This window comes from Synechococcus sp. NB0720_010 (assembly GCF_023078835.1).
Lineage (GTDB): Bacteria > Cyanobacteriota > Cyanobacteriia > PCC-6307 > Cyanobiaceae > Vulcanococcus.
The window spans coordinates 2156092-2169420 of record NZ_CP090898.1 but is presented as its reverse complement, the minus strand read 5'-3'; the positions used below and the strand labels follow the sequence as shown (position 1 = coordinate 2169420).

At 67.7% G+C, this 13329-nt stretch carries 15 protein-coding genes; 9 read left to right on the top strand and 6 right to left on the bottom strand.

The genetic code is table 11. The annotated features are described in order from the left end of the window. Positions 1-25: 25 nt before the first annotated feature. From thiS to LY254_RS11410, 3 genes are all read right to left on the bottom strand, one after another. Positions 26-232 carry a sulfur carrier protein ThiS gene (gene thiS / locus LY254_RS11420; RefSeq protein ID WP_247477254.1) on the bottom strand — a complete coding sequence of 69 codons (207 nt, stop codon included), beginning with the start codon at positions 230-232 and terminating at the stop codon, positions 26-28. Next, a complete protein-coding gene (locus tag LY254_RS11415; protein WP_247477252.1) occupies positions 229-1296 on the bottom strand; it encodes a thiamine phosphate synthase in 1068 nt (355 codons plus the stop codon). The genes thiS and LY254_RS11415 overlap by 4 nt, the downstream gene beginning before the upstream one ends. 150 nt (positions 1297-1446) lie before the next feature. Further along, entirely contained in the window at positions 1447-2418 is a 972-nt protein-coding gene (locus LY254_RS11410; RefSeq protein WP_247477251.1) for a bifunctional riboflavin kinase/FAD synthetase, read from the bottom strand. A 36-nt stretch (positions 2419-2454) separates the two neighbouring features. Between LY254_RS11410 and LY254_RS11405 the strand changes: the two genes are divergently transcribed. After that, a complete protein-coding gene (locus LY254_RS11405) occupies positions 2455-3030 on the top strand; it encodes a DUF3611 family protein (RefSeq protein WP_247477249.1) in 576 nt (191 codons plus the stop codon). On the opposite strand, the gene surE is transcribed toward LY254_RS11405, so the two are convergent. Continuing rightward, complete coding sequence (surE, locus tag LY254_RS11400) at positions 3015-3803, bottom strand: 5'/3'-nucleotidase SurE (protein WP_247477247.1); 789 nt, start codon at positions 3801-3803, stop codon at positions 3015-3017. The genes LY254_RS11405 and surE overlap by 16 nt on opposite strands. Before the next feature lie 79 nt (positions 3804-3882). On the opposite strand from surE, the gene pheS reads away from it, so the two are divergent. Genes pheS through LY254_RS11380 form a run of 4 tightly spaced genes read left to right on the top strand, consistent with a single transcriptional unit; the run spans position 3883 to position 6942 of the window. Further along, a complete protein-coding gene (gene pheS / locus LY254_RS11395; protein ID WP_247477244.1) occupies positions 3883-4890 on the top strand; it encodes a phenylalanine--tRNA ligase subunit alpha in 1008 nt (335 codons plus the stop codon). A gap of 36 nt (positions 4891-4926) precedes the next feature. After that, complete coding sequence (locus LY254_RS11390) at positions 4927-5832, top strand: NAD(+) kinase (protein WP_010315538.1); 906 nt, start codon at positions 4927-4929, stop codon at positions 5830-5832. Then, on the top strand, positions 5832-6500 hold the full coding sequence (locus LY254_RS11385) for a response regulator transcription factor (protein ID WP_247477241.1): 669 nt from the start codon (positions 5832-5834) through the stop codon (positions 6498-6500). Before LY254_RS11390 ends, LY254_RS11385 begins: the two co-directional genes overlap by 1 nt. Before the next feature lie 4 nt (positions 6501-6504). Continuing rightward, complete coding sequence (locus LY254_RS11380; RefSeq protein WP_247477240.1) at positions 6505-6942, top strand: DUF192 domain-containing protein; 438 nt, start codon at positions 6505-6507, stop codon at positions 6940-6942. Here LY254_RS11380 and cbiE read toward each other — a convergent pair. Continuing rightward, positions 6899-8137 carry a precorrin-6y C5,15-methyltransferase (decarboxylating) subunit CbiE gene (gene cbiE / locus LY254_RS11375; RefSeq protein WP_247477239.1) on the bottom strand — a complete coding sequence of 413 codons (1239 nt, stop codon included), beginning with the start codon at positions 8135-8137 and terminating at the stop codon, positions 6899-6901. The two genes, LY254_RS11380 and cbiE, sit on opposite strands and share 44 nt — an antisense overlap. Before the next feature lie 22 nt (positions 8138-8159). Between cbiE and LY254_RS11370 the strand changes: the two genes are divergently transcribed. The 4 genes from LY254_RS11370 to ribD are packed head-to-tail and all read left to right on the top strand — an operon-like array spanning position 8160 to position 12586. Next, complete coding sequence (locus tag LY254_RS11370; protein ID WP_247477238.1) at positions 8160-8411, top strand: hypothetical protein; 252 nt, start codon at positions 8160-8162, stop codon at positions 8409-8411. 27 nt (positions 8412-8438) lie between these two features. Next, the gene (locus tag LY254_RS11365; protein ID WP_247477236.1) at positions 8439-10952 is read left to right on the top strand and encodes a GH116 family glycosyl hydrolase; all 2514 of its coding nucleotides are present in this window, start codon (positions 8439-8441) and stop codon (positions 10950-10952) included. 48 nt (positions 10953-11000) lie between these two features. Then, complete coding sequence (locus LY254_RS11360; RefSeq protein WP_247477234.1) at positions 11001-11507, top strand: DUF3122 domain-containing protein; 507 nt, start codon at positions 11001-11003, stop codon at positions 11505-11507. Further along, positions 11504-12586 (top strand): bifunctional diaminohydroxyphosphoribosylaminopyrimidine deaminase/5-amino-6-(5-phosphoribosylamino)uracil reductase RibD, encoded by a 1083-nt coding sequence (ribD, locus tag LY254_RS11355; RefSeq protein ID WP_247477232.1) that lies wholly within the window; start codon positions 11504-11506, stop codon positions 12584-12586. The genes LY254_RS11360 and ribD overlap by 4 nt, the downstream gene beginning before the upstream one ends. Here ribD and LY254_RS11350 read toward each other — a convergent pair. Beyond that, positions 12583-13329 (bottom strand): potassium channel family protein, encoded by a 747-nt coding sequence (locus LY254_RS11350; RefSeq protein ID WP_247477230.1) that lies wholly within the window; start codon positions 13327-13329, stop codon positions 12583-12585. The two genes, ribD and LY254_RS11350, sit on opposite strands and share 4 nt — an antisense overlap.

Genomic DNA, 13329 nt, shown 5'->3' with positions numbered 1-13329 from the left:
CGGCAGAGCTCTAGCTCGATGGAATCTAAGAACCCCCGCCGACGATGGTGACCACCTCCAGACCATCGGCTTCCCGAACCGGCTGCTCAGCCCAGCGGGCGCGAGGCAGGATCTCGCCGTTGAACTCCACCACCACCAGTTGGGGGCGGTAGCCGAGGTGTTCCAGCATCTGCACCAGGTTCAAGCCCTCCGGGCAGCTGGTGGTTTCGCCGTTGACCCGAATCTCAATCATTCCCCCAGGACCTCCAACAGCTCGCGGGCGGCCTGGGCGGGATCGGCCGCCTCAGTGATCGCCCGCACGACGGCCACCTGGGTGGCACCGGTGGCCAGCACTGAAGGCAGGTTGTCCTTCTCAATGCCGCCGATCGCAAAGAAGGGAATGGCGCTCTCCGCAGAGGCCTGGCGGACGTAATCCAATCCCACCGGCTGACGGCCGGGCTTGGTCGGCGTGGCGTTCACTGGTCCAACGCCGACGTAATCACAGCCATCGCGCATGGCCTGCTGCAGCTGCGCCAGGGCATGGGTGCTGCGGCCAATCAACTTCTCCGGCCCCAGCAGCTGCCGCGCCAGGGCCGGCGGCAGATCCCCCTGGCCCAGATGCACGCCATCGGCATCCACCGCCAGGGCGATGTCGATGCGGTCGTTCACCAGGAACAGGGCCCCGTGGCGACTGCAGAGCTGCCGCAGCGCCTGGGCCTGCTGCAGGCGCACGGCATCGGTGATCGGCTGGCCATCGGGACCCAGGCTTCCGTCCTTGGCGCGGTACTGGACCAGGCGAACGCCGCCCTCCAGGGCCGCCTCCACCACGGCCTCCAGCCGAGGCGAGGGACTGGTCACCAGGTAGAGCCGCGCCGCCCGCAGCCGCTCCCGCCGCTCCTGCCCGCCGGCACTGGCTCGCATCACATCCACCTCCAGGTCATAGAGGGCATAGCGAACCGCCGCGGCCTCCTCAGCCAGGCGATCATCCACGCCACGGCCGAATTCCTCCAGGACCCGCAGGGCTTCCTGCACCCGGCCGCAGTTCGCCGCGACCACTGCCTGGGGTTGCTCCCGCTCCCGCTGGGCGGGATGCGCCATGCCCGTCGCCACATCACCCGCCGCGTCGCGGGCCCGCTTGTAGCGCTCGTCATGCAAGCGGCCCAGGCGTTGGCGCATGTCCTTGCTGCGGGCCACCAGATCCGCCCGATCCAGGCCAAAGCGACACCAGTCCTCGATCACCCGCAGCCCTTCACGGGCGCGGTCCAGGTTGGCGTCCAGCAACCGCAACACCGCAGCCGGCTGTTCAGGTGTGGTCATGGCGTCTGCACGGGCAGGACTCTCTGCTTAGGTTTGTGGCGCAAACCAAAAGGAATGGCGATGGCCCAGGGCGAATCCGACAGCCCAATGGTGGTGCTGATCTCAGGGATTCTGCTGCTGGGGGCGATCGCCGCCTTCATCGGCTGGGGCCTAACTAACGCCTACCCCGGCAGCTGACTCCAACAGCGCCGCGGCGCTCTCCGCATCGCGCTGGATCTGCTGGACCAGGGCCTCGAGGTTCTCGAAGCGCTGCTGGCTGCGCAGCAGCTGCACCGGCTCCACCAGCAGCTCCCTGCCGTTGAGATCAAGAGTCCGGCCGAGCAGATGAACCTCAACGGCCGATGGGGCCGTGGGATCCACCGTGGGCTGCGGGCCCAGGTTCATCACCGCCGCCAGCCGTTCCTCACCGAGCCAGGCCCAAGCGGCATAGACCCCCTCGAGGGGCAAAAACTTGCGGCCATCCACCTGCAGGTTGGCCGTGGGCCAACCCAGCTGACGTCCTAGGCCGCGGCCGCTGACCACGCTGCCCCCAAAGCGATAGGGACGGCCCAGCAGCCGGGTGGCCTCCTGCAGATCTCCCGCCGCCAGGGCACGTCGGATGCGACTGCTGCTGAATTGCTCCTCCCCCTCGGCCAGCAGGGGTTGGATCTGAACCTCGATGCCCCGTTCAGCGCCGAGCTGCTGAAGGGTTGTGGTAGTGCCGCTGCGGCCTGCGCCAAAGCGGAAGTTGGCGCCCACCACCACCAGGCCGGCCTGAAGCTGCTCGTGCAGCACCTGCTGCACGAAAGCCTCGGGGGAGAGAGCCGCCAGCTCGCGGGTGAAGGGCACGAGCACCAACTGCTCGATCCCCAGGGGCTCCAGCAGGGCCAATTTCTCGCTGGGCAAATCCAGCCGCAGCCGCGCCTCGGCGAAGAGCACCTCCCGGGGGTGCGGCCAGAAGCTGACCACCGTCGGCACCAGATGCCGTTGGGCGGCGCGTTCGGTGACGGCCGCGATCACGCTGCGATGCCCCGGGTGCAGACCGTCAAAGCTGCCGAGGGCCACCGCCGTCGGCCCCTTCGCCTGCCCTGGCTCGAGCGCTGCAATCACAACCAAAAGCGCTCGAGGCCTCGCCAGAGGCATTCTCCCATGGCAGGTTTGGGCATCCCCCCTCGTCCCATGGCCGATCGCCTCGACTTTCAGCTGCTCTCCCTAGGGCTGAGGCGGATGGCCTGGATCCGCTTCTGGACGCAAACCGCCCTGGGGATCGTGGTCGTGGGGGTGCTGCTCTTCAACAACATCGGCGGCAGCCTGGCCCGCAATTCCGAGCGGGCCCTGGGTCTAGGACCGGGCCTCTCCCTGACGACCCTGTCCTTCTTTGTGTTGCTCTACAGCCTCTGGCAGGGCTGGTTGATCGTGCGGCTCGGGCGGGCCTTAGGCAGCGGCGCGAAGCCCAGCCGCAGCGAAGCCGGAAAGCTGATCAAACGCGGCCTGCTGGCGGATGTGCTCGGGCTGGTCTTTGCCTCCGTGGGCTATCAGTCCCTGGCCGGCAGCCTGTTTGTCCAGGCCTCGCTGCAGGCCCCCGGCTTTTTTGGCTCTCCGGTGGGGGGCACCAGCGCCCGCAGCCTGGTGGGCTATCCGATCACCTCCATTGAGATGCTCTCGGTGCTGAGCAACACCCAGGTGCTCTTCGCCCACACCATCGGTCTGATCTTCTCGCTCTGGTTCCTGCAGCGGATCTACCGCTCGAAGTGAGGCGGCTTGAGGGCTGAGAGGTCTCCGCGCCAGAACAACTCCGGCTGCAGTGGGGTCAGCGAGACACCGCCTGCGGCCACATGGGCCACATCGATGGGCCACTCCTTGGGACCGGCGACTTCGGCCTCGAGGTCATTGGCGACCTCACCGGCCAACCAGAAGTAGGTGCGGCCGCGGGGGTCAGCGCGCTTGACGAATTGGTCGGTGTAGCGGCGAACGGCCTTTCTGCACCAGCGCAGTTGCCCGATGGACTCCAGCGGCAGGGCCGGGACATTCAGGTTGAGGAGCATGCCCTTGTCCCAATCCTCGCGGCGGCTCTGCTCGGCCACATCCAGGGCAATGCGCGCGGACGCCTCGAAGTCGCGCCACTTGTAATCGGCGCAGCTCACCGCCAGGGCGGGCAGGCCTTCGATGGTTCCCTCCATCGCCGCACTGACCGTGCCGGAATACAGGGTGTCGGTGCCCAGGTTGGGGCCGTGGTTAATGCCCGAGAGGACCATGTCAGGCCACTCCTCAAGCAGGGCAAAGAGGCCCAACTTGACGCAATCGCTGGGGGTGCCGCTGCAGGCCCAGGCGGTGACACCCTCCGCAAAGAGCTCGTCGGCCCGCTCGGCCCGCAGGGGGGTTTGCAGGGTCAGGCCATGGCCCGTAGCGGAGCGCTCCTGATCGGGGCAGACCACCGTGACCTGATGACCGCGCCGCAGGGCCTCAGCCGCCAGGGCACGGATGCCATCAGCGAAGACGCCATCGTCATTACTGATCAGGATCCGCACAGTGCCCTCACGCCTGGCCTGAGGCTAAGGGGCCTGAAACAGGCGTCTACCTAAAGTCGGCGCTCGTTGAAGTCGATCCTTGAGCGCCACCGTCAGCCTGCAGCAGCTCACCGATCAACTCGATCAGCTGGAGGCCCAGGCTGCCCAAGAGATCGCCGCCGCCGCGGATGCCGCAGCCCTCGAGGAGCTGCGGGTGGGCCTGCTGGGCAAAAAGGGTCGGCTCTCCGGGGTGCTCGGAGCGATGGGCAAGCTGCCCGGCGATGAGCGGCCGGTGGTCGGTCAGCGGGCCAACGTGCTCAAGGAGCAGGTGCAGAGCCTGCTGAGCGATCGCCTGCAGGCGGTGAAGAGCGCCGCGATGGCCGAGCGCATCGCCAGCGAGACCCTGGACGTGACCATGCCGGCGAGCTTCACGCCGGTGGGGCACCGCCACCCCCTGATCAGCACGATCGAAGAAATCGTCGATATCTTCTCGGGCCTCGGCTACCAGGTGGAAGAAGGGCCTGAAATCGAGAGCGACTTCTACAACTTCACCGCCCTGAACATCCCCGAGCACCACCCGGCCCGGGACATGCAGGACACCTTTTATCTGGGCGATCACCAGCTGCTGCGCACCCACACCTCTCCGGTGCAGATCCGCCACCTGGAGAACAACGCCCCGCCGATCCGCATCATTGCCCCGGGCCGCGTCTATCGCCGCGATGCCGTGGATGCCACCCACTCGCCGGTCTTCCACCAGGTGGAGGTACTGGCCATCGATGAGGGACTGGACTTCAGCCATCTGCGCGGCACGGTGACGTCCTTTCTGCAGCAGTTCTTCGGCGATCTGCCGGTGCGCTTCCGCGCCAGCTACTTCCCCTTCACCGAACCCTCAGCCGAGGTGGATGTGCAGTGGCGCGGCCGCTGGCTCGAGGTGATGGGCTGCGGCATGGTCGACCCCGCCGTGCTCCAGGGCATGGGCATCGACCCCGAGCGCTACAGCGGCTTCGCCGCCGGCCTGGGGGTGGAGCGCTTCTGCATGGTGCGCCACGGCATTGATGACATCCGCCGCTTGTTTACGAGCGATCTGCGCTTCCTCGAACAGTTCTGATCCCCATAAACTCTGGGGGACCACCTGAGCTGCTCCTTGCCCTGCGTCGGACTGATCATTAACGACGGCAAGGACCTTGCCCTGTCCACCGCCGACACGATTGAGGCCCGCCTGAAGCAGGCGGGCTACGACGTGCTGCGCGCCAGCAGTGCCGCCGGAATGGTGGGTTTCGCCAATCCTGAGCAACACCTGCGCAGCAAGGGCCACGTTGCCTGCGTCCCGCCCCACTTCGAAGCCGGGATGGACATGGCCATGGTGCTGGGGGGCGATGGCACGGTGCTCTCGGCCACCCGAATGACGGCACCGATCGACGTGCCGATCCTGACGATCAACACCGGCCACCTGGGCTTCCTGGCTGAGACTTACCTGCCCAAGCTCGAGGAGGCCCTCGAGCAGGTGATCGCCGGTCAATGGACGGTGGAGGAACGCACCACCTTGGTGGTGACCGTGATGCGCGGGGACCAGCGCCGCTGGGAACTGCTCTGCCTCAACGAGATGGCCCTGCACCGCGAGCCAATCACCTCGATGTGCCATTTCGAGATCGCCGTGGGGCGCCATGCCCCGGTGGACATCGCCGCCGATGGCGTGATCCTCTCCACCCCGACGGGCTCCACCGCCTATGCGCTGAGCGCCGGCGGACCGGTGATCAGCCCCGACTGCCCGGTGCTGCAACTCACCCCGATTGCGCCCCACTCCCTGGCCTCACGGGCCCTGGTCTTCAGCGATCAGGAGCCGGTGACGGTCTTCCCCGCCACCCCGGAGCGGCTGATGATGGTGGTGGACGGCAGCGCCGGTTGCTACGTCTGGCCGGAGGATCGGGTCCTGATCCGCCGCAGTGAGCACCCAGTGCGCTTTGTGCGCCTGGCGGACCATGAGTTTTTCCAGGTGCTGCGCAACAAGCTCGGCTGGGGCCTGCCGCACGTGGCCAAGCCCGGCGCTTGATGGGCGACATCTGCGTCCTGCTGCTGGGGGAGACGTCCGAGGCCCTCGCCGAGCGTCTGAGCGCCTCGGGGTACAGCCCACTGATCGGCAAACGCGGCCTGCAACAAGCCAGCCAGGGCGGGTGTGAGCTGGTGGTGCTCTCGGCCGAGTGGGGAGCGCGGATTCAGGAGTTGCGCTCCCACCTCGGGGCGCTTCCGATGCTGCTGGACATCGTCGAGGACAGTGTTCCCGCCCGCTCCCAGGTGCTGATCGAGGGGGGCGATGACTTCTGGCTGTCCTCCGCGGGCGCCAGTGACCTGCTGACCCGGCTGCGGGTGCATCTGAAATTGCAGGAGAAGCAACGGCCGCCGCGGGATCTGCTGCAACTGGGGGACCTCTCGATCGTCCCCAGCCGCCATGAGGTGCGCCGCAATGGCCAAACCATCGCCCTAACCGCGCGGGAGTACGCCCTGCTGGAGCTGCTGATGCGGCATGCCCGCGAGGTGGTCAGCCGCGAACGGATCCTGGCGACGGTCTGGCGGGATCAGCAGGGCGCCGCCAGCAACGTGATCGAGGTCTACGTGCGCTACCTGCGGCAAAAACTCGAGACCGGCGGCGGCAAGCGCCTGATCCACACCGTGCGCGGCCGGGGCTACTGCCTCAGCGACGGCCCTCCCCAACTGGGCTAGGGCGATGCCAACTCCCGCTCTGCCGCCCCAGCAACTGCCGATCGAGGCCCAGTGGTGCCTTGAGGAGAAGCAGCCCTGCATTGCCCTCGAGGTGGCCCGCAGCCAAGAGCAACAGCGGCGAGGGCTTCAGGGCCGCCCGCCCTTGGCTCCGCTGCGGGGCATGTGGTTCCCCTTCCCCAAGCCGCAACCCCTGCGCTTTTGGATGCACAAGACCCCGGCCTCCCTCGACATGGTCTTTCTCAACGGCAACCGGGTGATCGCCATTGAGCCCGAGACGACTCCCTGCCCGCACCTGCCCTGCCGCAGCTATGGCCCCATGGAGCCAGGGGATGGGGTCGTGGAACTCGGGGCAGGAGAAGCCAAACGCCTGGGCCTGCGGGTGGGGATGCCCGTGGTGATTACCCCGATTTCTTCTGTCCCCGCAGGATCAACACCGGATTAAGGGGCGCCAGCCGCGTGCCATCGGCCAGGGCCGCACCGCGCCAGGCCTGGTGCTGACTGATGCTCACCGCGAGGCCAGCACTCTCAAGAACGGGGCGCAGCTCCGCCAGGGCCTCAACGGTGGCTAGGGGGATCACGACGATGCCAGCGGGCTTCAGCCGATCCAGCACGGCCTGGAGCAGCGCCGCCCGATCACGGCCGCCGCCGCCGATTAAGACGCGGTCGGGGTCCGGTAACTCGGAGAGAGCCTCGGGCGCCCGGCCTTCGATCACACCCGCGGGAACCACCCCCAGTCGCTGGGCATTGGCGCGGATCAACTCCGCCGAGCCGCCGCGCTGCTCCAGCGCCCACAGCTGCAGGCCCGGCCGCAGCCGCAAGGCCTCCAGACCAATGGAGCCCACTCCAGCGCCGAGATCCCAAAGAACGCCAGCGGCCGGCAGCTCCAACTCGGCCAAGAGCTGAACGCGCACCTCCCGCTTGGTCATCAGACCGGGCCGATCGGGGTGCTGCAGGTAGGCGCCATCTGCAATACCGAGTAGGGGCAGGGATTCCGGCGGCGTAGGTGCCGGGACCTCCGCCAGCAACACCACCAGATGCAGCGGGTCGAGATCAGCGGGCAGCGCAGCCGAGGAGGCCAGCCGCTGGACCCGCTCCCCCGGATGCCCAAGCCGCTCACAGAGCCAGAGGCCATAGGCCTGCTCCAGACCCGAGGCGCGCAGCAGCTCACGCACTTCTTTGACCCCACCGCGGCTGGGGTCGGTCAGCACCGCCAGGGCCTCTGGCCGCTGCTGCAGGCGCACAGCCAAGGCGCCGGGATCACGGCCGTGCAGGCTGATCCAAGCGGCGTTCTGCCAGGGGCGCGCCAGGCGCGAGAAGGCCAGCTGCAGGGAGCAGGGAGCCGGATGAAACCGCAAGCGCTCGGCGCCAAGGCCCTGAATCAGCAGCCGGCCGATGCCAAACCAGAGGGGGTCTCCACTGGCAAGCACCACAGCCTGCCCCTGCCCCTGAAGCTGATCGAGTAGGGCGCTGGGCTGGTCACTGGCAATCAGCCGCGCACCACTCCAGCCGTCCCAGGCCGTCAGGGCGTCATGCAGACGCAGGGGCGCCGCCACCAAGGGGGCCTGGCGCAACAACTGCTGCTTGTCGAGGGGCAGCGATGCCGGAGCGCCCGCGTCGGTGCCAATCACCTCAATCATGGGTGCATTCTGCTGCTGAGCGATGAACCCCTCCGATCGCCGTCAACGCCTGCATGACTTGGTCGTCGCCCTGATCGCGCAACAGGGCGACCTGGACCTGCTGGATGACGACAACAGCGGCAGCCTGGCCGTGGCCCAAGGCAACCCCGCTGGCTGGCTGGAGCGCAACCGCCGGGTGGTGCAGCGTTACCAGGCTTTGGTGCGCTCCGCCGCCACTCTTGATGCCCTGGTGGAACAGGAGGCCAACGAACGGGCCAACCCCTCTCAACTCTGACAAGCTGGCGGCACTATTAGCTGCCCCATGGCGCGCCTCGGCCTCTCCGCCCTGAAGTCCCTGCTGCGCCGCGCCGGCCTCAGTCGCGCCTCACGCCCCTCCACCTGGCACCCCCCCACCGCAAGCTGGAGCCGAGCCCTCGGTCAGGGCTGGGCGTCGCCCTACACCGTTCGCTACGCGAGCAACCTGGACGACGGCCCGAACCATGGGATGCCCCTCGGCGGCTTTGGCGCCGGCTGCATCGGCCGCGCCCCTGATGGCTCCTTCAACCTCTGGCACCTCGATGGCGGCGAGCACTGGTTCGGCGTGCTGCCCGACTGCCAGTTCTCGCTCTTTGAAAGCAACGGGAAAGAGCAACGGGCCCACGCCCTGGCGGTGAAGCCCAACCGGGATGACTCACGCCCCGAAGCCGCAGACCCCCTCTCCAGCTGGAGCTGGTATCCCGCCAGCAGTGAGCAACGCCAAACCGGCACCTACGCCGCGCGCTATCCGCTGAGCTGGAGCCACTACCAAGGGGTCTTCGAGGCCGAGGTCAGCTGCGAGGCCTTCAGCCCGATCCTCCCCGGCAACTACCAGCAGACCAGCTACCCGTTGGCGACCTTCGTCTGGACCCTGCGCAACCCCACGCGCCAGGCCCTGGACCTCTCGTTGATGCTGAGCTGGCGCAACACCTGCGGCTGGTTCACCAACACCGATTCATCGGCAGAGGTGCACTTCCGCGATGACGGCAGCCCCGAACACAACTACGCCCCGGCCATCGGCAAGAGCGAGGGCCATCGCAACGATTGGATCGACGACGGCTCGCTCAAGGGAGTCGTCCTAGGGGGTGATGTCTCCTCCCCGGTCGCCGAAGGGGAAGGGCAGTGGTGCATCGCGACGCAGGAGCAAGCCGGCGTGAGCATCCAACGCTGCAGCCGCTGGAATCCCCAGGGCGACGGCTCGGAGCTCTGGGGCAGCTTCAGCCGCGATGGCTCGATCCCCGAGAGCAACAACAACCGCCGCAGTGGAGCAGCCGAGCCCGTCAGCGCGGCCCTGGCGGTGCGCTGCCGCCTGGAGCCCGGCCAGAGCATCGAGATCCCGGTGGTGATCAGCTGGGACCTGCCGGTCACGGCCTTCGCCACCGGCACCAGTGCCCTGCGGCGCTACACCGACTTCTTCGGCGCCAGCGGCAAGAACGCCGCCGCCATCGCCGCCGAAGGTCTGCGGGACTGGCGCAGCTGGCGCCAACAGATCGAGGCCTGGCAGCAACCGGTGCTGGAGCGCAGTGATCTGCCCGAGCCGCTGCGGATGGCGCTCTTCAACGAGCTCTACGACCTCTGCAGCGGCGGCAGCCTCTGGAGTGCCGCCAGCCGCGAAGACCCCGTCGGCCGATTCGGGGTGCTGGAGTGCCTGGACTACGCCTGGTACGAGAGCCTGGACGTGCGGCTCTATGGCTCCCTGGCACTGCTGCAGCTCTGGCCGGAGCTCGACAAGGCGGTGCTGCGCAGCTTTGCCCGGGCCATCCCCGCGGCCGATGCCACGCCACGGCCGATCGGCTGGTACTTCACCCAGGGCAAGGGGCGCGTGGAAGCCGCCCGCAAGGTCAAAGGCGCCACACCCCATGACCTGGGGGCGCCGAACGAAAAGCCCTGGGATGCCACGAACTACACGGCCTACCAGGACTGCAACCTCTGGAAGGACCTCGCCAGCGACTACGTGCTGCAGGTCTGGCGCACCTTCAAGCTCGCCCCCAACGGCGAGGACCTGCGCTTCCTGGCGGACTGCTGGCCGGCCGCGGTGGAAGCCCTGCGTTATCTCAAGACCTTCGACATCAACAACGACGGCCTACCCGACAACGGCGGCGCGCCGGATCAGACCTTTGATGACTGGCCGCTCAAGGGCGTCAGCGCCTACTGCGGCGCCCTCTGGATTGCGGCACTCGAGGCCGCCCTGGCGATCGCCCAGCAGCTGCAACTCAGCACCGGCCTAGACACCTCGGCCGAGCAACAGGAATTCAGTGGTTGGCTGGCGCAGGCGCGGGGAAACTTCGACAGGCTCCTCTGGAACGGCGAGTACTACGACATCGATGCCGAGAGCGGCACGCCGGTGGTGATGGCTGATCAGCTCTGCGGCGATTTCTATGCCCGCCTGCTGGGCCTGGAGCCGGTGGTGAGCGAGGCCAACAGCCGCAGCACCCTCAATGCCGTCAAGGACTCCTGTTTCGAGAAGTTCGAGGGCGGCAGCCTGGGCGTTGCCAATGGCCTGCGCCGCGATGGCACCCCCCTGGATCCCAACGGCACCCACCCGCTGGAGGTCTGGACCGGGATCAACTTCGGCATCGCCAGTTACTTCCGGCTGATGGGCGAGACCGAGACCGCCCTGGCGATCACCTCAGCGGTGGTCAATCAGGTCTATTCCGGCGGCCTGCAGTTCCGCACCCCCGAGGCGATCACGGCCGTCAACACCTTCCGCGCCTGCCACTACCTGCGGGCCATGGCCATCTGGGGGGTCTGGGCCACCCACACCGACTGGCAGCGGATCCCAGGGGCGGAGCGGGGCTAAGCGGAACCACAACTCGGTTCCATACGCTGGCCTCAGAGCAATGGTGTTATGGCGTTCGGCTCCCTTCTGCGTATTGCCCTCTCCCTGCTGATCGGCGGGGTAATCGCCTTGGGATTGGGCCAACCCGCCAACGCCCAGGTGCACCTGCACCCCGATGAGAACGGCACAGAGATCGTGCGAAGCCTCGAGAGCCTGCGGGATCTGGACTACCAGAGCTGGCAGGCCGTGGCCTACCGCACCGGTCCCCCGGGCGGCCCCGTCACCCTGCGGATCGTCGGCTATCCCGGCCGCGTCCGCCTGGATCACCCCACCTCCTTGATCGTGCACTCCGGCCGGGGCAGTTGGGAGCTCGAGGACATCACCACCGCCAACCCCAAGTTGGCCGCCGATGGCCGGGATGCCGCGGCCGAATTTGACCTCAATCCACTGCTGGCCGAGCTGCACCAGAACCGCCCCCTACGCCTGGAGCTGCCCGGGGTGTTTGTGGAGCTGCCGGTTCCTCCCTTTGTGGTCGGTGAATGGCGCAGCCTGCCGAGCTGGCGCGACGCCGGATGAGCAGCAGCGCCTGGCGGCCCTGGATGCAGCGGGCCCTGCAGCTGGCCGCCCTCGGCGCCGGACGCACCAGCCCCAACCCTCTAGTGGGTTGCGTCGTCCTCGATCGCCAGGGGGCACTGGTGGGTGAGGGCTTCCACCGCCAAGCCGGCACGCCCCACGCCGAAGTCCATGCCCTGCGCCAGGCCGGCGAGCGCGCCCAAGGCGGCACCGCCGTCGTCAGCCTGGAGCCCTGCTGCCACCACGGCCGCACACCCCCCTGCAGTGAAGCCCTGATCGCCGCTGGGGTCCGCCGGGTCATCGTGGCCATGCGCGATCCCGATCCCCGCGTGGCTGGCGGCGGCATCGCCCAACTGCAGGCCGCCGGCATCGAGGTCATCAGCGGGGTCTGCGAAGCCGAAGCCCAGGCCCTCAACCGCAGCTTCATTCAGCGGGTGCAAACCGGGCGCCCCTGGGGAATCCTTAAGTGGGCCATGAGCCTCGATGGCCGCACCGCCCTGCCCAATGGCGCCAGCCAGTGGATCTCCGGTCCCCCGGCCCGAGCCTGGGTGCATCAGCTACGGGCCCAATGCGACGCGGTTCTCGTCGGGGGCGGCACCGTCCGAGCCGACAACCCCCTGCTGACCAGCCGCGGCCAGCGCAGCCCGGAGCCGCTGCGGATGGTCCTCAGCCGCAGCCTGGATCTCCCGCAGGACGCCCAGCTCTGGGATCAAAGCCTGGCCCACACCCTGGTCCTCCACGGCAGTGAGGCCCCAGCCGAGCAACAGCAGCAGCTCGATCGACTCGGGGTAGAGCACCTGGCCTTGCCGGAGTGCCAGCCCCGGGCAGCCCTGGAGCTCCTGGCCCAGCGGGGCTGCAATCAGGTCCTCTGGGAATGCGGAGCGGAACTGGCCGCCGCAGCGCTGCGCGAGGGTTGCGTGCAGCAACTGGCAGGCGTGATCGCCCCGAAACTGCTGGGCGGCCTGGCCGCTCGCACCCCCCTTGGCGAGCTGGGGCTGGTCGATGTCAACCAGGCGGAGCTATGGCCGCAGCAACGACTCCGGCGCCTCGGCAACGACTGGCTATTGGAACTGCAGCACTAGTCGTTGCTTTGCTCTTCGGCGATCTCTTCCTCGACGTCCTGAACGGTGAAGCGGCTGATCAGCAGACCCATCACCAGGGCCAAGTAAATCGTCCCGGAGACCGCCACCATCACGCTCAACATCTGGCTTTGGGGCGTCACCGGACTGATGTCGCCGTACCCCGTTGTGGTCAGGGTGATGAAGGCGTAGTAGTTGAGCTCGACAAAATCCAGGGAGAAAATCCGGGCCGCCTGCCCCGCTGAACCATGCAGCAGGGAGACATCCTTGGCCACGGAGTTCAAGAAGCTCCCGGGTGCCAGCGACTCCAGTACGGCAAACAGCAGCCCCGCCGCCAGACCCACCAGCAGGTAGCCCGCCAGGGCCCCCATCAACACATCCCGGCTAATTAGTCGCTCCTGCGCGAGGTTGCGAATCAGGCGCTCACAGCTCCAGGCCACCAGCAGCGTCCAGACAAACAGCAGCGGGAAGCCCGCCTGGTTGGCATTGGCACCGGTGAAGTACCAACCCATCGAGGAGGCAAAGGTCAGCAGCGCCAGCAGGCGATAGACCCGGGAGCGTTGCAGCGACCATCGGCCTGACTCCAGGGGTGCCCCCAAGCTGAAGCTCAGCACCCACGGCAAAGACAGATAACCCAAGGCCGACAGCTGCCGCATGCCCAGCGGAAGCATCAAGCAAGCGATCACCGTCAGACAGTTCGCCAGCAGCAGGCGATAGCCGAGGTGGCGTTGGTTCTTGCGGGCCAT

Coding starts and splice junctions, on each gene's coding strand:
- thiS (WP_247477254.1), bottom strand. CDS start 232: ATGATTGAGATTCGGGTCAACGGCGAAACCACCAGCTGCCCGGAGGGC.
- LY254_RS11415 (WP_247477252.1), bottom strand. CDS start 1,296: ATGACCACACCTGAACAGCCGGCTGCGGTGTTGCGGTTGCTGGACGCC.
- LY254_RS11410 (WP_247477251.1), bottom strand. CDS start 2,418: ATGCCTCTGGCGAGGCCTCGAGCGCTTTTGGTTGTGATTGCAGCGCTC.
- LY254_RS11405 (WP_247477249.1), top strand. CDS start 2,455: ATGGCCGATCGCCTCGACTTTCAGCTGCTCTCCCTAGGGCTGAGGCGG.
- LY254_RS11385 (WP_247477241.1), top strand. CDS start 5,832: ATGGGCGACATCTGCGTCCTGCTGCTGGGGGAGACGTCCGAGGCCCTC.
- LY254_RS11380 (WP_247477240.1), top strand. CDS start 6,505: ATGCCAACTCCCGCTCTGCCGCCCCAGCAACTGCCGATCGAGGCCCAG.
- cbiE (WP_247477239.1), bottom strand. CDS start 8,137: ATGATTGAGGTGATTGGCACCGACGCGGGCGCTCCGGCATCGCTGCCC.
- LY254_RS11370 (WP_247477238.1), top strand. CDS start 8,160: ATGAACCCCTCCGATCGCCGTCAACGCCTGCATGACTTGGTCGTCGCC.
- LY254_RS11365 (WP_247477236.1), top strand. CDS start 8,439: ATGGCGCGCCTCGGCCTCTCCGCCCTGAAGTCCCTGCTGCGCCGCGCC.
- LY254_RS11360 (WP_247477234.1), top strand. CDS start 11,001: ATGGCGTTCGGCTCCCTTCTGCGTATTGCCCTCTCCCTGCTGATCGGC.
- ribD (WP_247477232.1), top strand. CDS start 11,504: ATGAGCAGCAGCGCCTGGCGGCCCTGGATGCAGCGGGCCCTGCAGCTG.
- LY254_RS11350 (WP_247477230.1), bottom strand. CDS start 13,329: ATGGCCCGCAAGAACCAACGCCACCTCGGCTATCGCCTGCTGCTGGCG.